Here is a 21,545-nt window from a genome sequence, read left to right as displayed (position 1 = left end):
GTGAGCGAGCCGCTCCTCGTCGAGCGGCTCGTCGACCTGGTGCTGGGCCGGGGTGCCCCTACCGGCACCCCGGTCCGGCTGCTGGTCGACGGGCACCCGTCCACGCGCCCGGAACGGCTGGCCGACGCGCTCGTCGCACCCCTGGAAGCCCTCGGCCGGCCCGTCGCGCGGGTCGGGGTGGGCGGTTTCCTCCGCCCGCGGTCCCTGCGGCTCGAGCACGGGCGGGAGGACCCGGACAGCCTGCTCGACGGCTGGATCGACGTCGCCGCGCTCAACCGCGAGGTGCTGACGCGCGTCGTCGAGCGGGGCGAGTACCTGCCCAGCCTGCGCGACCCCGAGACCGACCGGGCCACGCGGGCGGGGTACGTCGGCGCGGGTCCTGGCGCCGTCCTGGTGCTCGACGGCGCGCTCGCGATCGGCCGCGGGCTCGACGTGGACGTCGCCGTGCACCTCGCGATCAAGCCCGCGACGCTCCGGCGCCGGACACCGCCGGACGAGGAGTGGGCGATCCCGGCCTACGAGCGGTACGACCGGGAGATCGCAGGCGTGCCCGACCTGCTGGTCCGGGTCGACCATCCCGAGCACCCGGCGCTGGTGCACGCCTGACGCTCGCTCACTCCTGACCTCGGTCGTCGCTCGCGGCGTTCGCCTCGACGTAGCCCCAGCTCTCGCACATCGGGCGCAGCTCGCGCGGGATCGCACCGGGGCGCGGGATGCTGCGCCCGGGCTGGACGGTGCCGCTGCGGATCTTGTCCCGCCAGTCGCCGATACCCTTGTGGAAGTCGCCGTGGTCCTGCTCGCCGTAGGCGATCATGCCCGGCTCCCACGGCAGGTCGAGGAAGTCGCAGATCCGGTGGAACTCGGCCGCCGGGTCCTCGGTGACGTCCTCGTAGCGCACGGTGAGCCCGGGGAGCCGCTGCCGGACGTCGTCCAGCGCCCGCATGTACTCCAGTGTGTGCAGGACGGCGCGGTTCATGGGCCGCCGCGCCGGGTCGGCGTCGTGCCACGACCGGGCGATCGACACGGGATGGCGCAGCAGGAAGAGGAAGCGTGCGTCGGGCCAGCAGGTCGCGAACCGGTCGGCAGCGAACACGTTGCTGGGCGTCTTCTCCACGATGACGTCCTTGCCGCTGCGCAGCAGCTCCCGGTGGAGGATCCGGTCCCACAGGATGTGCTCGACGTCGGCGGTGTTGTGCCCCAGGGCCTCCATCGCCCTGCGGACCAGCGGCGTCGTGGGATCGACGGACAGCCGCCGGACGTGTGTCTCGATGGGCGCGTGCACCCGGGAGTGGCTGTCCAGCACCACCCGCAGCAGCGTCGACCCGGACCGGGGTGCGGAGAGCACGAACACGGGGGCCACCAGCAGACGGTCGGCCGGGTCCCGTGGCGGGCGGATCCGGCCCTTCCCGGGCCGGCCCGCTCCGTTCGTCCCCGCTCCTCCCGTCGCCGCGCCGTCCGCACCTCTCCCGTGGTCGCGGGCGCGCGGCACGCGTGTGACCCGAAGCCCCGCGTGCTTCTCCAGCGCGGTGGCGCAGCGGCGGGCGAGCTGCGTGCCCGTCCCTCGCACCGTGAGCATCCCGACTCCGTTCGCGCGGCCTACCGCCACCCACCGTGGCACGGCGGGTGGCCCTGCGCTTCCCGGAGCCGCACATTGACCCTCCCGGTCAGAGCACCAGGCAGAACGGGTGGTTCGCCGGGTCGGCGAACACCCGGAAGCCCGAGCCCTCGCCCGGCAGCCGGGTCGCCCCGAGCGCCAGCACCGCGGCCTCGCCCGCGTCGAGGTCGGGCACGCCGATGTCCAGGTGCACCTGCTGCGGGTGCGCGGGGTCCGGCCACTGCGGTGCGTTGTAGTTCTCCACCGACTGGAACAGCACCGGCCGGGGGCCGCCGAGCATCGCGACACCGTCCGCGTCGTACGCCACGGGGGTGCCCAGGATCCGGGACCAGAACAGAGCGAGGGCGGACGCGTCCGCGCAGTCGAAGGTGGGACCCATGACGGTCACGCCGTCGGACTCCTCCTTGAGGCACAGGTCGAAGGTGTGCCCCGCGAGGTCGGACAGCGTGATCCACCGCTCGTTCTCCCGCAGCACGGTGGCCCCGAGCTCCACCGCGCGGGCGCTCGCGGCGGCCAGGTCGGGCACGTACAGGTCGATGTGCGCCTGCTGGGGGTGCTCCTGTCCCGGCCACTGCGGCGGAACGTGGTCGGGTGCGAGCTGGAACGCGACGTCCCACTGGTCGGGGGTCCTGACCGTGATCCAGTCGTGGTCCGTGAACTTCACGGTCCCGCCGGTCAGGGCCGTCCAGAAGTCGGCCTCGGTGCCGAGGTCGGGGACGTCGAGGACCACCGAGCGCAGGACGCCCACCCCCTCGGGCGTGGGTCGGTCGGTCTCTGCTCCGGTGGAGGTCGATTCGGTCATGGCCAGCCCTTCGGGAGGTCGTCGCACGAGGAACGCTTCGGACTCCTACCTTGCACCCGGTCACCGACACTCCCCAGCGGAATAAGTTGCGCCGCGCTGTCCACCGGGTTATCCACAGCGCACACCACTGGTGACGGGCACCCCCGCGGAGTTATCCACAGATGTTGTCCACAGTCCTGTGAATTGTGTGGTCCTGCCCGGTGAGCAGCGGACACACTGTCCCGGTGAACGACACCGTCGCCCTCGCCGAGGCAGCACTGACCCAGGCGGCACTCCCGCCGTCGGGCGGCGTCCGCCTGACCGACCCGGTCGACCTGGGCGGCTCCGCCCGCTCGCAGGTGCTCCGCTGCCGGGTCGACGGGACGGACCAGGGCGCCCCGGCCACGGTGATCGTCAAGCGCTTCCTGTCCGACGACGGCGCGTTCGTCCGCGAGGCCGTCGGCCTGGACCTGTGTCCCGGCACCCCGACCCTGCTCGCGCAGGACCCGGAGCACCACCTCGTCGTCATGTCCGACCTCGGCGACCTGCCCACCCTTGCCGACCTGCTCGTCGGCGACGACCGCGACGCGGCGTGGGACGGTGCCCGGACCTGGGCCCGCGCGCTCGGCCGCACGACCGGAGGCTCCCGCGGCCGGGTCGACGAGGCGCGGAGCCGTCTGGCCGCCGCCGAGCCGTGGGACGCCGACGCCGACCTCCGGGCCGGGCTCGACCGCCTGCTCGACGTGCCGGGCACGGCGGCGCGCCGGGCCGCGATCGAGGCCGAGCTCGCCGCAGCCCAGCACCTGCGCACCCCCGATGCCGCCGCGATCGTCTCGCCCACGGACACCTGCCCCGACAACGCGGTGCTCGGCCCGGACGGCTGGCGCTTCCTCGACCTGGAGGGCACCGACGTCCAGCACGCCGCGTTCGTCGCCGCGTACGGGCTGCTGCCCTTCGCCACCTGCTGGTGCGTGTTCGACCCGCCGCCCGGCCTCACGGACATGCTCCTCGACGAGCTCACCGCAGGCCTGGCCGAGCATGCGCCCGACATCGTGTCCGGACCCGGCTGGGCCACCTCCGTGCGGCAGGCGTGCGCGATCTACCTGGTCCTCGTCACGGGCTGGCTGTGGAAGAGCACCGTCGCGGGGCGCGAGCTGGTCGGCCCGGCGGGCAGGTCGCCGTCCTACCGGCAGCTCATGGTGTCCCGCTGGCGCTGGGGCGCGCTCAACCTGCGCGACGACCTCCCGGCGCTGGCGGCCGCGTTCGGCGACGCCGCGGCCTGGGCGCTGGACACCTGGGGACCCGAGGTCGAGCCGACCGGCTACCGCGCCTTCCGCTGACCCCTGGCGCCGAGCGCTGTCGTGACGACGGTCCACGGCCGCCGGGCCAGCCGGGGGAGCCAGCCGCGCTGCTGCTCCGCCCCGAACGTGCCGTCGGCGGCCACCGGCTCCGCCGGCGCGATGTCGGACGACGCGACGCCGGACGCCGCGATCGCGAACCCGGCGGCGACCCCGGCCGCGGCCGCCGGCTCGTCCGCCGCGTCGATCTCCGCGACGAGCGCCCGCACCCGCGCGGTGATGTCGTCGACGATCCGCTCGACCTCCTCGATGGGCCGGCCCGCCGGGTCGTCCAGGGGCCAGTCGAGATAGCGGCGCCCGGGGAAGACGGGGCACGCGTCGCCGCAGCCCATCGTCACGATCACCCCGGAGGTGCGCACGATGTCGTCCGTGAGCTCGCGCGGGAACTCGATGAGCCCGTCGAGGCCGCGGCGGGCGAGCACCGTCTCCGTCATCGTGTCGGGCTCGGCCACCGGCCGGGTGCCCGCGGTGCGCACGCGGATGCGGTCGCCCGCGAGGCGCCGAGTGACCGCCGCAGCGATCTGGGACCGGCCGGTGTTGTGCACGCAGACGAACAGCACGTCCCGCGGCGAACCGTGCGTCACCTCGGTCATGGCGGCGAGCCGGTCCGTCGCGAGCCACGCGGTGAGCGCCGGCACCTGCTCGGACGACTGCACCTGCCTGTTCAGCGCGGAGTAGGACTCCCGGACCAGCCGGTCCACGGTCCCGGCGCCCGCGTTGGCGGCGAAGGTGACGGCGAGCGTGTCGACCAGGCGGTCGAGGAGCGCGTCGTGGTCGCGCGCGTCGAGCGTCGCCTCGCCGGGGTACCGCGGGGCCGCGAGGGCCGCGGACCCGAACCGCGCGATCCCGCGGGACGAGACGCGGTACAGCGCCGCGTCCGAGGGCATGGGCCCGACGACGGCGACCAGCCCCACCGCGACCAGCGCCTCGAGGTGCTCCTCCACGTCCGCGGCGGCCCGTGCGGCGGCGACGCCCTGCGGCAGGTCACCGGCCTCCGGCCCGCCCGGGCGCGGGTCCTCCGGCGCGGCACGCAGCACCAGGTCCTCGGCGGTGCAGCGGCCCTCGGGGTGCGTGAGCAGCCGGGCCAGCAGACGCAACCGCTCGGGGTTCGCCATGGTGAGTTTTTGTGCCGAGCGCAGCTCGTCCGGGGTCATGGGTTTCTCCTTGGCCGACGGCGTTGTGGCCGAGCGCCAGGAGTGAGGCTACCGCGCCGTTTCGCCGGGCAGCGCGCCGAGTCTGTCACGTGAGCGGGCGATGTCCGGGCAGCGGGCACTGCGGCGGGGCGTACGGGGTGAAACGCTCAGGGCCGCCGGCTCCCCGACCGGGGCGGCCGCACGGTCGGCACGTCGCCCACGATCGGGACGGGGCGCCGGTGGAACGGGAACCCGTACCGCGTGACCAGGCCCGCGAGCGTCGTGACCCGGTTGCGGGGTCCGACGAGCGACATGATGTGCACGAACAGCCACACCATCCACGCCAGGCCCTTGGTGATGCGCAGCGACCGGCCCCCGGGCAGGTTGATCTCGGCGATCGCGGCGCGGCGGCCGATCACCGCCATCGTGCCCTTGTCCACGTAGCGCAGCTCCTGCAGGGGCTCGCCGTCGAGCAGGGCGCGGATGTTCCGGCCTGCGATGAGGCCGCCCTGGATCGCGGGCTGGGCGAGCTGCGGCAGGTCCGACGGCGAGATCGCGATGTCGCCCGCGGCGAACACGCCCGGCAGGCCCACGACCTGCATGTCGTCGCCGATCTTGATGCGGCCGCCCTCGTCCTGCGGCAGGCCCCAGTCGGTCACCTCGTCGTGCACGCGCACGCCGGCGGACCAGACGGTGAGGTCGGCGTGGATCCGGGTGCCGTCGGTGAGCACCACGGCCTCGCGCTCCACGGCCGCCACCCCGGCGCCCAGGTGCAGCGAGACCCCGCGGTGCCGCAGCTCCTGGGCCGCGTACGAACGCAGCTTGGGCGCGAACGACTTGAGGATCTCGCCGCCGCGCTGCACCACCTTGACCTCGAACGCGTCGCCGTGGATCTCCGGGTAGGCGGGCGCGAGGCCCGCGGTGCGCAGCTCGGCGAGCGCGCCCGCCACCTCGACCCCGGTGGCGCCGCCGCCGACGACCACGACGCGCAGGCCGTCGTCGGCGCGCTTCGACTTCGCGGCCTTCTCCAGGCGGATGAAGAGGTTGTCGCGGATCCGCATCGCCTGCGAGCGCGAGTACATCGGGAACGCGAACTCCTTGGCGCCCGGCGTGCCGAAGAAGTTGGTGGTGACGCCCGCGGTGACCACGAGGTAGTCGTAGCTGATCCAGTGGTCGTTGAGCAGGCGGATCTTCTTCGCGGCGTGGTCGGCCTCCACCAGGTGCTCGTGGACCACGTGCACGTTCTTCTGCCTGAGCCGCAGGCCGCGGAGGAAGTAGGTGACGTCGCCCGGGTTCAGGCCGCCGGTCGCGACCTGGTACAGCAGCGGCTGGAAGGTGTTGTAGACGCGGCGGTCGATCAGCGTGATCCGCACGGGTGCGTCCTTCAGCGCCCGGACCGCGGCCATGCCGGCGAACCCGCCGCCCACCACGACCACGTGCGGCAGCGGATCGGGGTCCTCGCTCAGGGTCTTCTCGAGGCCGTAGTCCTCGTCGTCCTCAGGGTCGTGCACGGGGGTGTGTGCAGATTCGGTCACGAGCACGAGTCTCTCACCGCCCGGGTTACCGTGGTCGGTCGTGAGCACCACCGACCACCAGAGCGACCCCGCCAAAACCACCGCCCGCAGCGAGCAGCTGGCCCATGGCCTGCGCACGCGCCACCTGACCATGATGGGTCTGGGTTCCGCGATCGGTGCGGGCCTGTTCCTCGGCTCAGGCCTCGGCATCGCCGCGGCGGGCCCCGCCGTCCTCGTGAGCTATGCCATAGCGGGCGCGATCGTGGTGCTCGTCATGCGGATGCTCGCGGAGATGGCGTCGGCGCTCCCGTCGAGCGGTTCGTTCTCCGTCTACGCGGAGGCCGCGCTCGGCCGCTGGGCCGGGTTCCTGCTGGGCTGGCTGTACTGGTTCACGATCGTCATGGTGCTCGGCGTCGAGGTGACCGGCGTCGCGGGGATCGTGCACGGCTGGTGGCCGGCGGTGCCGCAGTGGGCGGTCGCGGCCGCGGTCGTCGCGGTGTTCGGGGCGATCAACCTGGTGGGCGTGCGCCAGTTCGGCGAGGCCGAGTTCTGGTTCGCCACCGTCAAGGTCCTGGCGATCGTCGGCTTCCTGGTGCTCGGGGTGCTGATCGTGGTCGGCGTCGTGCCCGTGAGCGGCAGCGTCCTGGGGGAGTGGGTTTCCTACGGCGGGTTCGCCCCGGCCGGCCTGCCCGGCATCGCGGCCGGGCTGCTCACCGTCGTCTTCGCCTTCGGCGGCATCGAGATCGTCACCATCGCGGCCGCCGAGGCGCGCGACCCGCAGTCTGCCGTCGCGAGCGCCACCCGCACCATCCTGTGGCGCATCCTGTTCTTCTACGTCGGCTCGGTGGCGATCATGGTCGCCCTGATCCCGTGGACCGACGCCGCCCGTCTCGAGTCCCCGTTCGTGTCGGTGCTGCAGATGGCCGGGTTCGACGGCGCCGCGCGGCTCATGGAGGTCGTCGTGGTGCTCGCGCTGCTGAGCGCGTTCAACGCCAACGTTTACGCGACGTCCCGCATGCTGTTCTCGCTCGGCGGGCGCGGGGACGCCCCGGCGCTCGCGACCCGGGTCTCCCGCCGCGACGTGCCGTGGGTCGCGGTGCTGGTCTCGGTGTTCTTCGGCGTCGTCGCGGTGCTGCTCAACTACCTGCTGCCGGAGTCGCTGCTCGGGGTGCTGCTGAACGCCGTCGGTTCGGCGCTGCTCGTGGTGTGGCTGCTGGTCGTCGTCTCGCAGCTCCGGCTGCGCCCGCGGCTGGAGGCCGCGGCGGCCGAGCGCGGCGAGATACTGCGCCTGCGGGCCTGGGGTTACCCGTGGCTGTCGTGGGCCACGCTCGTGGCGCTCGTCGCGGTGGTGGGCCTCATGCTGTCCGACGCCGCCGCCCGGCCGCAGATCGCCGCGACCGCCGGCCTCGTGGTGCTGATCCTGGTGGTCTACGTGATCGCGCGGGCGCTGCGCCGCGTGCGGTAGGCGTTCAGCAGACCGTCACCGGGGGTCCACCCGGTGGTCGGGCGCCCGCCAGCGGGGCCCTCGATCGTCGTCGGCATGACTGAGCACACTGCCGACGGCGTCGACCGCCGGACCTTCCTGTCCCTGAGCAGCCTCGGCGCGGCGGGCGTCGCGACCGTGGCGGCTGCCGGCGGAGCGACCCCGGCGGAGGCCGCGGAGCTGAGCCGGCACCCGCAGCGGTCGCTGCGGTTCGGGCGGGACGGGAAGTTCAAGATCGTCCAGTTCAACGACACGCAGGACGACGAGAAGATCGACCGCCGCACCCTGGAGCTCATGCGTGCGGTGCTCGACGACGAGCGGCCGGACCTCGTGATCCTCAACGGCGACAACATCACCGGCGGCTGCGACACCCCGCTGGAGATGCACCAGGCGATGAACAACGTGGTGCAGCCCATGGAGGAGCGCGCCGTCCCCTGGGCCATCACCTTCGGCAACCACGACGAGGACTCGACGCCGAACAGCGGCCTGGACGAGGCCGACATGCTGGCCTTCTACCGGTCCTACCGCTACAACGTGAACGGCCCGACGGCGCGCGGCGTCACCGGGCAGGGCAACTCGAACCTGCTGATCGAGGGCCGGGGCGGGCGTCCCGCGTTCAACGTCTGGCTGCTCGACTCCGGGCGGTACGCGCCCGACACCCTCGCGGGTCAGGACTTCGACGGCTACCCCCACTGGGACTGGCTGCGCATGGACCAGGTGAAGTGGTACTACGACACGTCGGTGGAGGTGGAGCGCCGTGCGGGGTACGTGGTGCCGGCCCTCATGTTCATCCACATCCCCCTGTGGGAGTACCGGTTCATGTGGTTCGGCTCGGTGGACGGGCGCACGGACGCCGACCACGAGCGTGGCAAGGCACGGCACCGCATCGAGGGGGAGCGCAACGAGGACGAGTGCCCGGGCCCCTTCAACTCCGGCATGTTCTCGGCGATCCAGCACCGGGGCGACGTCCGCGGCGTGTTCTGCGGCCACGACCACGTGAACACCTACTCGGGTGACTACTACGGCGTGCTGCTCGGGTACGCGGGGAACACCGGGTTCGGGACGTACGGGCTGGGCGGCGCCGAGCGCAACCGCCTGCGCGGCGCACGGGTCTACGACCTCGACGAGTCGGTCGACGGCGTGCTGGCCGGGACCCGGATGCGGTTCGCCGGCGAGTACGGCATCGACCTGACGGCCAACGACCAGTGGATGGAGCCGCTCCCGCTGCCGTGACCCCCGCACGTGTCACACCCACAGGTCACCCGGGTGACCTGTGGGTGTGACAGGTCGGTGGGGTGGTGCGCGGATGAGAAAATGTGCGCATGGCTGAGCTCCTCGCGGTCTGTCGCGTGTACGTCCTGCATCCCGACCCGGGCACGGTCGGGGTCACGGCGATCGACAAGCGTCCCGTGGAGGGCCGGGTCAAGGTGCGGCCCTACGGCCTCTACGCGGACGTGCAGGCCGACCGCGCCAACCACGGCGGCCTCGACCAGGCGGTCTACGCCTACGCCCAGGAGGACGCCGACCACTGGTCCGCCGAGCTGGGCCGGGAGGTCACGCCCGGGCTCTTCGGCGAGAACCTGCGCGTCAGCGGCCTGGACGTGAACGCCGCGGTGATCGGCGAGCGGTGGCAGGTCGGCTCGGCGCTGCTGGAGGTCACGCAGCCGCGCACGCCCTGCCAGACCTTCGGACGGCGGCTCGGCGAGCAGCGCTGGGTGCGCCGGTTCACGCAGGCCAACCGCACGGGTGCCTACCTGCGTGTGATCGAGAACGGCGAGCTCGGCGCGGGCGACACCGTCGACGTCGTGCACCACCCCCTGCACGGGGTGACCGTCGCGGACTGGTTCGGCGCGCAGTACGGCCTGGCGCGCGCTGCGGGCGTGCGGGACGCCGCCGGCTCCGACGAGACGGACGAGCCCGCCCCGGAGAGCCTTGAGGCGCTGGCGCAGCGGCTGCTCAACGCGCACGCCGCGGGCGAGATCCGGCTCAGCGTCGACATGCACCGCCGCAGCGAGCAGGCCGCGAGCCGCGCCGTCGTCGACTGACGGGTACCGGTCGGCTCGTCTGCCCCGCCCGATCCTCCGGCGGAAGAGATACGCAGCCAGGTGGGTAACGGAGACGTAGCACTGCTACCTCTCCGTTACCCACCCGGGGGCGCAAGCATCTCCCCGTCCGCGGCCGTCAGTGACGGCGCTCGAAGCGGGCACGCGCGGCGTCGTGCGCGTCGCGCAGGAGCTGGCGCACGGTGTCGGCGGTCGCGGGTCCGGGGTTGACGACGGACACCCAGCCGACCGTCCCGTACACCGGGTGCGGCTGGACGACGTCGGCCGTGTCCGGACTCGGTGCCGGCCCACCCTGCCCGGGCTCGACGGTTCCGATGAGCTCGGCCAGCCGCGTGCGTCCGACGTGGACGTTCACGCGCCAGCGCCCGGCGGGGTCGAGGTCCGAGGTGGTGTCGTCCGGGTAGTTCTTGGTGACGATCGTCCCGTACGGCTGGACGTTCCGGGGCATCTCGCCGTCGGGGGCGTAGTAGAAGAACGCGTCGCCCCAGGCCAGCTCCGGGACGGAGGCGTCGCCGACGGCGGGCGCGACGACGAGTGCGCCGTCGAGCTCGCGTACCGCGCCGATGATCTGCTCGATGGTCAGGCCTGCTCGTGATGTCATGGTTCAAGCATCACCTTCAAGTGCTTCTGTGGGGTTGAGCGCATGACACCTCAGGCCTCCCGGCCGCTCCGCACCGCCGACGTCGCGCGGGAGTCCGGCTGGTCCGTGCAACAGGTCCGCGACCTGGAGCGGCTGGGCGTGCTCCCGCCGGCCGCGCGCTCGGCCAACGGCTACCGCTCGTACGGGCCGGAGCACGTCCGGGCGCTGCGCGCGTACCGGGGGTTGGCGAGCGCCGCCGGACCGGTGGTCGCGCGTCGTCTGCTCGCCGAGGCGATGACCGGAACCCTGACCGACGTCGCCGCCGCGATCGGTGCCGTGCACGTCCGGCTCGCCGGCGAACGCGACGAGGCCTTGCGGGCGCGGGCGGCGCTCGGCGCCATCGAGGGCGAGGAGTCCGGGCCCGACGCCGACGTCATGACCATCACCCAGCTCGCCGCGGCCCTCGGGGTGCGCACGTCCACGCTCCGGTTCTGGGAGCAGGAGGGGCTGGCGGTCCCGGAGCGCGTGACGACCCTGCGTGCCCGGCAGTACGGGCCGGCCGCGATCCGGGAGGCGCGCATCGTGGCCGCACTGCGCAGCAGCGGGTACGGGATCCCGGCCGTGCGCGACGTCGTCGGGAGTCTGCGCCGTCTTCCGGGCGTCGACGAGGGGATCGCCGAGGCCCGCTTGATCCTGGACCGGCGCCTCGACCAGATCGCCACCCGTACGGTCGCGCTGCTCCGCGCGGGCGCGGACCTGGCCGCGGTCCTCGACCCGGCCGGCACCTGACGGCCGGGCCCGGGCCGGTCAGTCGTCGCTGAGCAGCTTGCCCTGGCGGACCAGGTCCTGGAGGGTGCGCTGCACCTGCTCGACGTCGGGCACGTCGTCGAGCACCATGCCCGGCTGGTCCGTGCCGTCGGAGATCACGAGGGTGCCGCAGCCAAAGATCCGGTCGCTGAGCTGCTTCTCGAAGGTGACGTTGTTGATCCGGTAGAGCGGGATGTCCCGGCCGGTCTGCGTCAGGATGCCCGTGCGCAGCGCGACCCGCTGGTTGGTGATGATGTAGCGCGTGGTGCGCCAGCGCAGGAACGGACCTGCGGACGCGACCAGGCCGAGCACCACGAGGATCGCCGTCGCGAACCACAGCACGATCGGGTCGACCGGCAGCGGCAGCACCCAGATGGCGATCAGGATCACGACCAGCACCAGGAGCAGCAGGATCGGCTTGACGATCTTCTTCGGGTGAGTGCGGAGCTGCAACACGATGGTCTCGCCCTCGGCGAGGTGCTCTTCCCTCATGCCGCGAATACTGCCTTACTGCGCCAACTGGATCTACTGTGCGGCCAGGTTCCATCCCTCGATCGTGCGCAGGCTGTGCCCGTACCCCAGCAGGCAGACGGCGGCGGTGCCGAGCTCGAACCGGGCCCCGAGCCGCGGGTCGACGCCGAGCCACACCGTGGCGAGCACCCGCAGCAGGTGCCCGTGCGCAACGAGCAGCACGTCGCCGCCGCCCCCCGGCCCGGACCCCGCCAGCACGAGCTCCGCCCGGGCGATGACCCGGGCGGCGCGCACGGCAACCTGGTCCAGCGTCTCGCCCGGCCGGCCCTCGCCGTGCTCGGCGGACGGCGGCAGCACCTGGACGCCGTCCTCGAAGATCTGGAAGTCGCGCCCCAGGATCTCCGAGACGTCGCGCGAGGTGCGGCCGTCGACCGGCCCGTAGTCCCACTCGGCGAGGTCCTCGTCGACGACGGCGCCGGGGTGTCCCGCGAGCTCCGCCGTCCGCCGGGCCCGGGTCCGCGGGGACGTGTAGACGGCCGCGAACTCGTAGGCGGCCAGCGTCGCCCCCGCGGACCGGGCCTGCGCCTCGCCCGCCGTCGTGAGCGGCAGGTCGGTACGCCCGGTGTGCTGCCCGCTCGCGCTCCACTCGGTCTGGCCGTGCCGGAGCAGCACGAGCTGCGGGTCGCGCGTGGGCCGCAGGGCCGGGGGCCGGGCCGCGGTGGGCTGGGGCGCGGTGGGCTGGGGCGGCAACGTCTCGTCGGGCATGGCACGAGCATCCTGCGTCCGGCGGCCGAGCGCACCCCTGGTCGCCGCCAGCGGCCCTGACCTGGGCGAACACGCCACGGACAACACGCCGGTCGAGGGCGACGAATCCTGGTGCGGGCCGGGCGCTGCACCTACTGTGGGGCTCGTGAGTCGTGCCACACCGGCGTCGCGCGGCGCCGTCGACCGCTTCTCCACGCGAGGCCTGCCCGCGGCGCGGCGGATCGAGCTGTGGGAGGAGCACAACGCCGACGCCCTCGTCGCGTTGCAGTGCCGCATGCTCGAGGACGACTCGGCGCTGGAGGCCTCCGAGGCGAACCTCCAGCTCGACCGGCTGCACCTGGCGCACGTCGAGGCCAACCCCCACGCCGTGGAACGCACGGCGCGCACGGTCCGCACCCGCCCCACCGAGTCCGTGGCCCTCTACTTCACGCTCCGGGGCGAGGCGTTCTTCCACCACGACGACGGCGTCCGCAGGCTGCGGCCCGGCCAGCTCCTGGTGTGCGACGCCGACCGGCCGTTCCTGCGCGGCTTTTCCCAGGGGCTGGAGGAGCTGGCGGTCAAGGTGCCGTACGACGTGTTCCGCTCCGCGGGCGGCACCATGCCGCGCACCGCCCAGGTGATCGAGTTCGGCGCGCCGTCCCCGGCGGCGGGCGGTAGCGCCCACGCCGCGGCACTCGCCGAGCTGGTCGCCCGTGCGGTGGGCCCCGACGGCGACGGCGCGGCCGACGAGGCCGCCGTGCTCGATCTCGTCACGGCCGTGCTGGTCCGGCCGGAGGTGTCCGGGGCGCAGGCCGCGGGCGCGCACTTCGCCGCGGCCGAGCGGTACGTGCGCCAGTGGCTGCGCGACCCGACCATGTCGGCCCGCCGTATCGCCGACGCGATCGGCCTGAGCGAGCGGCAGCTCTCGCGCGTGCTCGCCGAGCACGGCACGAGCGTGCCGCGGCTGGTCGCCCGTCGGCGCGTGGAGATGGCGAGCCGGATGCTGCGCATGCCGTCGTACGCGGAGCAGACCGTCGAGGCGATCGGCCGGCGCTGCGGCTTCTCGTCGGCCGCGCAGTTCTCGCGCGTCTTCCGCGAGCAGGCGGGCATGTCGCCGTCCGAGGCCCGCAGGTACGCGCTCGCCACGCGGCGCTGAGCACGCACCGGGCCGCGCGGTGCGCGGCCGCGCACGAGGGGCCGGCGAACACCCTGCCTTGATGATTTCCGCCGACTTTCATGGCCCGCCCTTTTCCCAGGTCGGGGCACGCGGCACCCTGTGCGCATGCCTGAGTTCGACGACGGTCAGACCGAGACCGCACTGCCCAGCACCGCCGCCGGCCCGACCCCGGAGGGACGCGGCACGGTGGTCGAGACCGACGTGCTGGTCGTGGGCTCCGGCCCGGCCGGCGCGTCCGCGGCGCTCTTCCTGTCCAGCCTGGGGATCGGCAACATCATGATCACCAAGTACCGCTGGACCGCGAACACGCCCCGCGCGCACATCACCAACCAGCGGACCATGGAGATCTTCCGCGACCTGGGCATCGAGGACCAGGTGCTCGCGGACGCGACGCCGCACGAGCTGGTGGGCGACACGGTGTTCTGCACGACGATCGCGGGCGAGGAGATCGGCCGCATCCTCACCTGGGAGACCCACCCGGCCCGCGAGGCGGACGCGCGGCTGGCCTCGCCGTCGCTCACCGTCGACATCCCGCAGACCTACCTCGAGCCGATCCTGGTGAAGAACGCGACCCAGCGGGGCACCCAGTCGCGGTTCTCCACGGAGTACCTGGGCCACACGCAGGACGCCGACGGTGTGAGCACCCGCGTGCTCGACCGCGTCACCGGCACCGAGTACACGATCCGCTCGAAGTACCTGATCGGCGGCGACGGCGCCCGCTCCCAGGTGGCCGCGGACATCGGCCTGCCGATGGAGGGCGCGATGGACATCGCAGGCTCCATGAACATCACGTTCAAGGCCGACCTCACGCACCTCGTGGGCCACCGCCCCTCGGTCCTGTACTGGGTGCTGCAGCCCGGCTCCGACGTCGGCGGCATCGGCGCCGGCCTGGTCCGCATGGTCCGGCCGTGGAACGAGTGGCTCATCGTCTGGGGCTACGACATCGCCGGCGAGCCGCCGCAGCTCGACGACGCGGCGGCGACCGAGATCGTGCGCCAGCTCGTGGGCGTCGAGGACCTGGACGTCGAGATCACGGGCTACTCGCTGTGGGGCAACAACCAGATGTACGCCACGCACCTCCAGCAGGGCCGCGTCTTCTGTGCGGGCGACGCCGTGCACCGGCACCCGCCGAGCAACGGACTCGGCTCCAACACCTCGGTCCAGGACTCGTACAACCTGGCCTGGAAGATCGCGGCCGTGCTGAACGGGCAGGCGGCACCGTCGCTGCTGGAGACCTACTCGGCCGAGCGCGCGCCGGTCGCCGAGCAGATCGTGCTGCGCGCCAACAAGTCGGGCGGCGAGTTCCGGTTCATGGAGGTGCTCGGGGTCCTGGACGCCGAGACGCCGGAGGCGATGCAGGCCGCCATCGACGAGCGCAAGGCGAACACCCCGGCCGGCGCGGCCAAGCGCGCGGCGCTCGTGGAGGCGATGGACCTCAAGCACTACGAGTTCAACGCGCACGGCGTGGACATGGGCCAGTTCTACACGTCGGCCGCGATCGTCCCCGACGGTTCTCCCCAGCCTGTGGACGAGCGCGACCCGGAGCTCTACTACCAGCAGTCCACGGTTCCGGGCGCGCGGTTCCCGCACGTGTGGGTGGCCGACGTCGACGGGCACAAGCGCTCGACGCACGACCTGGTCCCGTACGGGCAGTTCACGCTGGTGACCGGCATCGCGGGCGAGGCCTGGGCCGACGCCGCCGCGAAGGTCGCCGAGGAGCTCGGCGTGCCGCTGGAGGCGGTCGTCATCGGGCCGGGCCGCGAGGTCATCGACACCTACTACGACTGGGCGAAGATGCGCGGCGTCGAGGAGTCGGGCGCGATCCTGGTCCGCCCGGACGCGCACGTGGCCTGGCGCGCCCAGAGCCTGGCCGACGACCCGGCGGGGGCGCTGGGCGACGCCCTGCGGTCGGTGCTCGGACGGGGCGGGCAGGATGGCTGAGCCCGACGCCGAGCAGGCGGCCCGCGAGCAGGAGCTCACCGACCGGGTGGCGGCGTCCTTCGCGGGTGCCGGCGACGCGCGGCTGGCGACCGTCATGCAGTCGCTGACCCGGCACCTGCACGCGTTCCTGTGCGAGGTGCGGCTCACCGAGGACGAGTGGAACCGGGGCATCGAGTTCCTCACCGCCGCGGGGCACGTCACCGACGACAAGCGGCAGGAGTTCATCCTGCTGTCCGACGTGCTGGGCGCCTCCATGCAGACCATCGCAATCAACAACGCGGCGTACGAGAACGCGACGGAGGCCACGGTCTTCGGCCCGTTCTTCGTGGACGACGCGCCGCGCATCGAGAACGGCGGCGACATCGCGGGCGGCGCGACCGGGCAGCCCTGCTGGGTCGAGGGCACGGTCACCGACACCTCGGGCAACCCCGTGCCCGGTGCGCGCATCGAGGTGTGGGAGGCGGACGAGGACGGCTTCTACGACGTCCAGTACGGCGACGCGCGCACCGCGGGCCGCGCGCACCTCTACTCGGCCGACGACGGCGGGTACCGCTTCTGGGGCGTCACGCCCACGCCGTACCCGATCCCGCACGACGGGCCGGTCGGCGCGCTGCTCGCGGCGTCGGGCCGCTCGCCCCTGCGCGCCGCGCACCTGCACTTCATGGTGACGGCGCCCGGGCTGCGCACGCTCGTGACCCACATCTTCGTGCGCGGCGACGAGCTGCTCGCGTCGGACTCGGTGTTCGGCGTCAAGGACTCGCTCGTCATGGACTTCGAGGAGCTGCCCGCGGGCACGCCGACGCCCGACGGCCGCGCGGTCGAGGGCACGTGGGCCCGCACCCGCTTCGACGTCGTCCTCGCCCCGGCCGACTGACCCACCGGGCCCACCCGGCGCACCCGAGAGACCTGCACCACCCGAACCACCCGCACCACGCACTACCGGCAAGTCGCAATCCCCGTGTCAGACCCACAGGTCACCGAGTGACCTGTGGGTCTGACAGCCAGAGGCTCGACGACAGACTTGGAGTGACGACGATGGTTGGCAACGGACGGCCCCTGAACACGCGGGCGCTGGTGGTCTGCGCGTCGACGGCAGCGCTGGCGGCCACCCTGACGGGCTGCGGTGACGTGGGCGGCGGCACGGTCGGCGGCGGGGACGACGACGTCCTGAAGATCGGCTTCGTCTCGACCGAGACGGGCTCGTCGGCGCCGTTCGGCGAGGCCAACACCTACGTGATCGAGTCCATGGAGAAGTGGTTCGCGGACAACCCGGTCACCGTCGACGGCACCGAGCAGACCGTCGAGATCATCGTGAAGGACTCGCAGTCCGACTCCGCCCGCGCGGGCGAGGTGGCGGCCGAGCTGATCAACGGCGACGGCGTCGACCTGGTGCTGACGTCGTCCACGCCGGACATCACCAACCCCGTCTCGGAGCAGTGCGAGGCCAACTCGGTCCCGTGCATCTCGACGGTCGCGCCGTGGCAGCCGTTCGCGATCCGGGAGGGCGACGAGCCCGCCGACCTGAAGTACAGCTACCACGCGTTCTGGGGCCTGGAGGACGTGTCCGCGGTGTACGCGGACATCTGGAGCCAGGTGGACACCAACCAGAAGGCGGCCGGCCTGTTCCCGAACGACCCGGACGGGCAGGCGTGGAGCGCCAACTTCCCGGCCCTCACGAAGGACACCGGCGTCACGATCGACGACCCGGGCCTGTACCCGAACGGCACCCAGGACTTCTCGGCGCAGCTCTCCGCGTTCGAGGGCCACGACATCCTGGTCGGCGTGCCGATCCCGCCGGACTTCACCACGTTCTGGCAGCAGGCCGGCCAGCAGGGCTACCGGCCCAAGGTCGCGACGATCGGCAAGGCCCTGCTCTTCCCGTCGTCGGTCGAGGCGCTGGGCAACGCGGGCGACGGCCTCACCTCCGAGGTCTGGTGGCACCCCACGGCGCCGTTCGCCTCCTCGCTGACCGGGCAGACCGCGCAGGAGCTGGCCGACCAGTACGAGGCGGACACGGGCAAGCAGTGGACGCAGCCCCTCGGCTTCGCCGAGGCCCTGTTCGAGATCACGGTCGCGGCCGTCCAGGAGGCCGGCTCCACCGAGCCGGAGGCGATCACCGAGGCCCTGTCCACGCTGGAGGTCTCGACCGTCGTGGGCGACATCGCCTGGGGCGTCGACGACAGCGTGCCCCCGTACGTGGCCAAGACCCCGCTGGTCGGTGGCCAGTGGCGCCTGGACGACGGCGCGGACGAGGGCCAGAACCCCTACGAGCTCGTGGTGGTCTCCAACACGCTGGCCCCGGAGATCCCGACGGGCGGCGAGGTCGAGCCGCTCCGGTGACCGAACCCCTGCTGCGGGTGACCGGCGTCGCCAAGCGCTTCGGCCGGGTGGTCACGGCCCGCGACGTGTCGTTCGAGGTGTCCGCCGGCGAGGCCCTGGGCCTCGTCGGCCCGAACGGCGCGGGCAAGACCACCCTGCTCGACGTCGTCGCGGGCACCCTCCGGGCCGATGCCGGGACCGTGACGCTGGACGGCCAGGACGTCACCCGGCTCGGCGCGGCCGCCCGCGCCGACCGGGGTGTCGCGCGCTCGTACCAGGTGCCGCGCCCCTTCAGCGGCCTCACCGTCTACGAGAACGTGCTGGTCGGGGCGTCTTTCGCCGGACGGCGGCACGGCGGTGCCGGCTCGCGCGGCACGGCCCGGGACGCCCGGGACCGGGCCTGGCACGCGCTCGAGACGACGGACCTGACCGGAGCGGCGAACACGCTGTCGGGCAGCCTGCGCCTGCTGGACCGCAAGCGGCTGGAGGTCGCGCGGGCGCTCGCGACCGGGCCGCGCCTGCTCCTGCTGGACGAGATCGCGGGCGGCCTCACCGACCGCGAGCTGCCGCAGGTCGTGGACCTGGTGCGCCGCCTGCGGGACGACGGGGTCGCCGTGGTCTGGATCGAGCACGTGCTGCACGCCCTGCTCGACGTCGTGGACCGCCTGCTGTGCCTCGCCGCCGGCGAGGTGATCGCGCAGGGCGACCCGCACGAGGTGATCCGCAGCCCGCAGGTGGTCGAGGTGTACCTGGGAGCCACCGTCGACTCCGTGCCCGACTCCGTGCCCGACTCCGTACCGGGGGAGCCGGCATGAGCGTCCTGGAGGTGGCCGGCCTGGAGGTCCGGTACGGCGACCTGCTCGCGGTCGACGGCGTCGGGCTGACCCTCGCCGAGGGGGAGACCCTCGCGGTGCTCGGCGCCAACGGCGCCGGCAAGTCCACGCTGCTCGCGGCGCTCGCGGGCACCCACCTGCCCACGGCGGGCACCGTGCTGCTCGACGCCGCACCGGTCACCCGGGTACCCGCGCACCGGCGGGTGCGGCGCGGCGTCGCGCTCGTGCCGGAGGGACGCCGCCTCTTCCCCTCGCTCACCGTCGAGGAGAACCTGCTCATGGGCCGCTACCCGGGGCGGCCCGGGCCGTGGGACCTGCGTGCCGTGTACGACGTGTTCCCGCACGTCGCCGAGCTGCGGGACCGGCGCGGCAGCGTGTTGTCGGGCGGCCAGCAGCAGGCCGTCGCGATCGGCCGGGCCCTCCTGACCAACCCGCGCGTGCTGCTGCTCGACGAGGTGTCGCTCGGGCTCGCGCCGTCCGTCGTCACCCGGATCTACGACGCCGTCCGCCGCATCACGGCGGAGGGCACCACGGCGCTCGTCGTCGAGCAGGACCTGGACCAGGCGCTGCGCGTCGCCGACCGCGTTCAGTGCCTCCTGGGCGGGCGCACCGTGCTGGAGGCCCCCGCCGCGGGCCTGGACCGCGAGGCCGTGGCGGACGCCTACTTCGGCATCGCCCCCACCCCGGCCCCCGCCCCCGCCCCCGCCCCGAGACCCACGGAGGCCTGATGGACTGGCTCAACGCCGGCGTGCAGGGCGTGCTGCTCGGCGGGCAGTACGCCCTGCTGGCCTGCGGCCTGTCGCTGATCTTCGGCGTGATGCGCATCGTCAACCTGGCGCACGGCGTGCTCGCGGTGCTCGCCGCCTACCTGTCGCTGGTCCTGGTCCAGCAGGGCCTGCCCCTGTGGCTCGCGGTCGTCGTGGTGGTGCCCGTGTTCGCGGCGCTCGGGTACGCGATGCAGCGCGGCCTGTTCAACCCGGCCCTCGCGCAGGTGCGCGGGGACGGCGCCGGCCGTCCGGGCGCACCGGGCGCGGGCGAGCTCGCGCCGCTGCTGGTGTCGTTCGGCGTCGCCGTGGCCCTGACCAGCCTGCTCCAGGAGGTGTTCAGCGCGGACACCCGCAAGATCCCCACGGGTGACCTCGCCTCTGCGGGCGTGCCGCTCGGCCCGCTCTCCGTGGGTCTGCTGCCGCTGATCACCCTGGTCGTGGCCACCGCGGTGATCGCGGGGGTCCAGGTCTTCCTGGCGCGCACGGCCACGGGCCGCGCCATGCGCGCCGTCGCCGACGACGCCGGGGCCGCCGCGATGTACGGCGTCGACCCGAAGCACACCTACGCCGTGGCGACGGCCCTCGCGTTCGCCACGCTGGCGCTCGCGGGCGTGTTCGTCGGCATGAGCACGCAGTTCTCGCCCGGCTACGGCGACCTCGTGCTGCTGTTCGCGTTCGAGGCCGTGATCATCGGCGGGCTCGGGTCGCTGTGGGGCACGCTCCTGGGCGGCATCGTGCTGGGCCTCGCCCAGACGGTCGGCGCCCAGATCGACCCGCAGTCCGGGGTGCTCGCCGGGCACCTCGTCTTCCTCGCCGTGCTGGTGGTCCGGCCCGGCGGCCTGCTGCCGAGGAGCGTGCCGGCATGAGCGTCCCGACGATCACCCGGGGCGGCCGCGGCTCCCTCATCGGGAGCGGGGTGCTCCTGCTCGTCGTCGTGCTCCTCGCCGCCGTCGTCCCCTACGTCGTGACCCTCGGCGCGCTGTCCAGCCTGGTCATGCTCTTCGCCCTCGTGATACTCGGTACCACCTGGAACCTGCTCGCCGGGTACGGCGGCATGGTGAGCGTGGGCCAGCAGGCGTACGTCGGCGTGGGCGGGTACGCCCTGATCCAGCTCGCCGACGCCGTCGGCGCCCCGCCGTGGGCCGCCGTCCTCGCGGCCGGCCTCGTGGGCGCCGCGCTCGCCCTGCCGACGAGCTACCTGGTGTTCCGCCTCGCCGGCGGGTACTTCGCGATCGGTACGTGGGTGGTGGCCGAGGTGTTCCGCCTCGTCACGATGCAGATCGACGGCCTCGGCGGTGGCGGCGGGCTGTCCCTGAGCGCCTTCCGCGGTACTGACCGGGTCGACCGCGTGGCCTTCGTCTACTGGTTCGCCTTGGCGCTCGTGGTCGCCGTCGTGCTCGGGACCTCCCTGCTCATGCGGTCCCGGGTGGGACTCGGGCTCACGGCGATCCGCGACGACCGCGTCGCGGCGAGCAGCCTGGGCGTGGCCGTGGACCGGGGCCGCCGCATCGTCTACGTCGCGGGATCGGCCGGCGCCGCCCTCGCGGGCGCGCTGATCGCGCTGAGCACGCTCGGCGTCACCCCGGGGTCGATCTACTCCGTGAACTGGACGGCGGCGATGATCTTCATCGTCGTCGTCGGTGGCATCGGCACCATCGAGGGGCCGATCGTGGGGGCCGTCCTCTACTGGGCGCTGCAGCAGGCCCTCGCGCCGCTGGGCACCTGGTACCTGGTGGTGCTCGGCGTGGTGGCGGTGGCCGTCGTGCTCCTCGCGCCGCGCGGGCTGTGGGGCCTGGTGGCGGGGCGGCTCGAGCTCTTCCCCACGACGTACCGGGTACGGATCTGACGGCGCGGTGAGGCCGACGTCACAGCCTCTTCAGTCGACGCGCGACTCGGTATCAACGAGGATGGATGATCCGCAGACCAGCGGGTGAACCACGTGCAGCGTAGCCGTAAGCC

At 73.3% G+C, this 21,545-nt stretch carries 21 protein-coding genes; 14 read left to right on the top strand and 7 right to left on the bottom strand.

The window, feature by feature from the left end:
* A complete protein-coding gene (locus ACIPN7_RS00495; protein WP_400536886.1) occupies positions 1–606 on the top strand; it encodes a uridine kinase in 606 nt (201 codons plus the stop codon).
* A 7-nt stretch (positions 607–613) separates the two neighbouring features.
* On the opposite strand, the gene ACIPN7_RS00490 is transcribed toward ACIPN7_RS00495, so the two are convergent.
* Both ACIPN7_RS00490 and ACIPN7_RS00485 read right to left on the bottom strand, forming a co-directional pair.
* The gene (locus ACIPN7_RS00490; protein ID WP_400536884.1) at positions 614–1,576 is read right to left on the bottom strand and encodes a sulfotransferase family protein; all 963 of its coding nucleotides are present in this window, start codon (positions 1,574–1,576) and stop codon (positions 614–616) included.
* Between the two features lie 88 nt (positions 1,577–1,664).
* On the bottom strand, positions 1,665–2,417 hold the full coding sequence (locus ACIPN7_RS00485; protein ID WP_400536882.1) for a VOC family protein: 753 nt from the start codon (positions 2,415–2,417) through the stop codon (positions 1,665–1,667).
* A 224-nt stretch (positions 2,418–2,641) separates the two neighbouring features.
* Here ACIPN7_RS00485 and ACIPN7_RS00480 point away from each other — a divergent pair, with 224 nt between their 5' ends.
* Positions 2,642–3,736, top strand: coding sequence for a hypothetical protein (locus tag ACIPN7_RS00480; protein WP_400536880.1), 1,095 nt, complete (start codon positions 2,642–2,644; stop codon positions 3,734–3,736).
* On the opposite strand, the gene ACIPN7_RS00475 is transcribed toward ACIPN7_RS00480, so the two are convergent.
* Positions 3,718–4,908 carry a low molecular weight phosphatase family protein gene (locus ACIPN7_RS00475; RefSeq protein ID WP_400536878.1) on the bottom strand — a complete coding sequence of 397 codons (1,191 nt, stop codon included), beginning with the start codon at positions 4,906–4,908 and terminating at the stop codon, positions 3,718–3,720. The genes ACIPN7_RS00480 and ACIPN7_RS00475 overlap by 19 nt on opposite strands.
* A gap of 146 nt (positions 4,909–5,054) precedes the next feature.
* Complete coding sequence (locus tag ACIPN7_RS00470; protein WP_400536876.1) at positions 5,055–6,422, bottom strand: NAD(P)/FAD-dependent oxidoreductase; 1,368 nt, start codon at positions 6,420–6,422, stop codon at positions 5,055–5,057.
* Between the two features lie 40 nt (positions 6,423–6,462).
* Here ACIPN7_RS00470 and ACIPN7_RS00465 point away from each other — a divergent pair, with 40 nt between their 5' ends.
* The 3 genes from ACIPN7_RS00465 to ACIPN7_RS00455 all read left to right on the top strand — a co-directional run bounded on the left by ACIPN7_RS00465 (position 6,463) and on the right by ACIPN7_RS00455 (position 9,929).
* Entirely contained in the window at positions 6,463–7,866 is a 1,404-nt protein-coding gene (locus ACIPN7_RS00465) for an amino acid permease (protein ID WP_400536874.1), read from the top strand.
* Between the two features lie 75 nt (positions 7,867–7,941).
* Complete coding sequence (locus ACIPN7_RS00460) at positions 7,942–9,117, top strand: metallophosphoesterase family protein (RefSeq protein ID WP_400536872.1); 1,176 nt, start codon at positions 7,942–7,944, stop codon at positions 9,115–9,117.
* 89 nt (positions 9,118–9,206) lie between these two features.
* Positions 9,207–9,929, top strand: a complete 723-nt coding sequence (locus tag ACIPN7_RS00455) for an MOSC domain-containing protein (protein WP_400536870.1) — start codon at positions 9,207–9,209, stop codon at positions 9,927–9,929.
* A gap of 136 nt (positions 9,930–10,065) precedes the next feature.
* On the opposite strand, the gene ACIPN7_RS00450 is transcribed toward ACIPN7_RS00455, so the two are convergent.
* Positions 10,066–10,548, bottom strand: a complete 483-nt coding sequence (locus ACIPN7_RS00450; protein WP_400536868.1) for a DUF6194 family protein — start codon at positions 10,546–10,548, stop codon at positions 10,066–10,068.
* 42 nt (positions 10,549–10,590) lie between these two features.
* Here ACIPN7_RS00450 and ACIPN7_RS00445 point away from each other — a divergent pair, with 42 nt between their 5' ends.
* Complete coding sequence (locus ACIPN7_RS00445) at positions 10,591–11,316, top strand: MerR family transcriptional regulator (protein ID WP_400536866.1); 726 nt, start codon at positions 10,591–10,593, stop codon at positions 11,314–11,316.
* A gap of 18 nt (positions 11,317–11,334) precedes the next feature.
* On the opposite strand, the gene ACIPN7_RS00440 is transcribed toward ACIPN7_RS00445, so the two are convergent.
* Entirely contained in the window at positions 11,335–11,826 is a 492-nt protein-coding gene (locus ACIPN7_RS00440) for a PH domain-containing protein (RefSeq protein WP_400536864.1), read from the bottom strand.
* Positions 11,827–11,859: 33 nt separating this feature from the next.
* Entirely contained in the window at positions 11,860–12,570 is a 711-nt protein-coding gene (locus tag ACIPN7_RS00435; RefSeq protein WP_400536862.1) for a histidine phosphatase family protein, read from the bottom strand.
* 145 nt (positions 12,571–12,715) lie between these two features.
* On the opposite strand from ACIPN7_RS00435, the gene ACIPN7_RS00430 reads away from it, so the two are divergent.
* The 8 genes from ACIPN7_RS00430 (at position 12,716) to ACIPN7_RS00395 (ending at position 21,432) form a co-directional block, all read left to right on the top strand.
* The gene (locus tag ACIPN7_RS00430; RefSeq protein ID WP_400536860.1) at positions 12,716–13,705 is read left to right on the top strand and encodes a helix-turn-helix domain-containing protein; all 990 of its coding nucleotides are present in this window, start codon (positions 12,716–12,718) and stop codon (positions 13,703–13,705) included.
* Positions 13,706–13,831: 126 nt separating this feature from the next.
* A complete protein-coding gene (locus ACIPN7_RS00425) occupies positions 13,832–15,667 on the top strand; it encodes an FAD-dependent oxidoreductase (protein ID WP_400536858.1) in 1,836 nt (611 codons plus the stop codon).
* Positions 15,660–16,541, top strand: coding sequence for a dioxygenase (locus ACIPN7_RS00420; protein ID WP_400536856.1), 882 nt, complete (start codon positions 15,660–15,662; stop codon positions 16,539–16,541). The genes ACIPN7_RS00425 and ACIPN7_RS00420 overlap by 8 nt, the downstream gene beginning before the upstream one ends.
* Before the next feature lie 161 nt (positions 16,542–16,702).
* Positions 16,703–18,007, top strand: coding sequence for an ABC transporter substrate-binding protein (locus tag ACIPN7_RS00415; RefSeq protein WP_400539124.1), 1,305 nt, complete (start codon positions 16,703–16,705; stop codon positions 18,005–18,007).
* Positions 18,004–18,801: an ABC transporter ATP-binding protein gene (locus ACIPN7_RS00410; RefSeq protein ID WP_400536854.1), complete on the top strand. Its 798-nt coding sequence runs from the start codon at positions 18,004–18,006 to the stop codon at positions 18,799–18,801. Before ACIPN7_RS00415 ends, ACIPN7_RS00410 begins: the two co-directional genes overlap by 4 nt.
* Positions 18,798–19,547, top strand: a complete 750-nt coding sequence (locus tag ACIPN7_RS00405) for an ABC transporter ATP-binding protein (RefSeq protein WP_400536852.1) — start codon at positions 18,798–18,800, stop codon at positions 19,545–19,547. The genes ACIPN7_RS00410 and ACIPN7_RS00405 overlap by 4 nt, the downstream gene beginning before the upstream one ends.
* Positions 19,547–20,452, top strand: a complete 906-nt coding sequence (locus tag ACIPN7_RS00400) for a branched-chain amino acid ABC transporter permease (RefSeq protein ID WP_400536850.1) — start codon at positions 19,547–19,549, stop codon at positions 20,450–20,452. The genes ACIPN7_RS00405 and ACIPN7_RS00400 overlap by 1 nt, the downstream gene beginning before the upstream one ends.
* Positions 20,449–21,432, top strand: coding sequence for a branched-chain amino acid ABC transporter permease (locus ACIPN7_RS00395; RefSeq protein ID WP_400536848.1), 984 nt, complete (start codon positions 20,449–20,451; stop codon positions 21,430–21,432). The genes ACIPN7_RS00400 and ACIPN7_RS00395 overlap by 4 nt, the downstream gene beginning before the upstream one ends.
* Positions 21,433–21,545: the final 113 nt, after the last annotated feature.

Source organism: Promicromonospora sp. NPDC090134 (assembly GCF_044746965.1).
GTDB lineage: Bacteria > Actinomycetota > Actinomycetes > Actinomycetales > Cellulomonadaceae > Promicromonospora.
The sequence above is the reverse complement of the archived record's forward strand: the minus strand, read 5'-3'. Positions and strand labels throughout refer to the sequence as shown.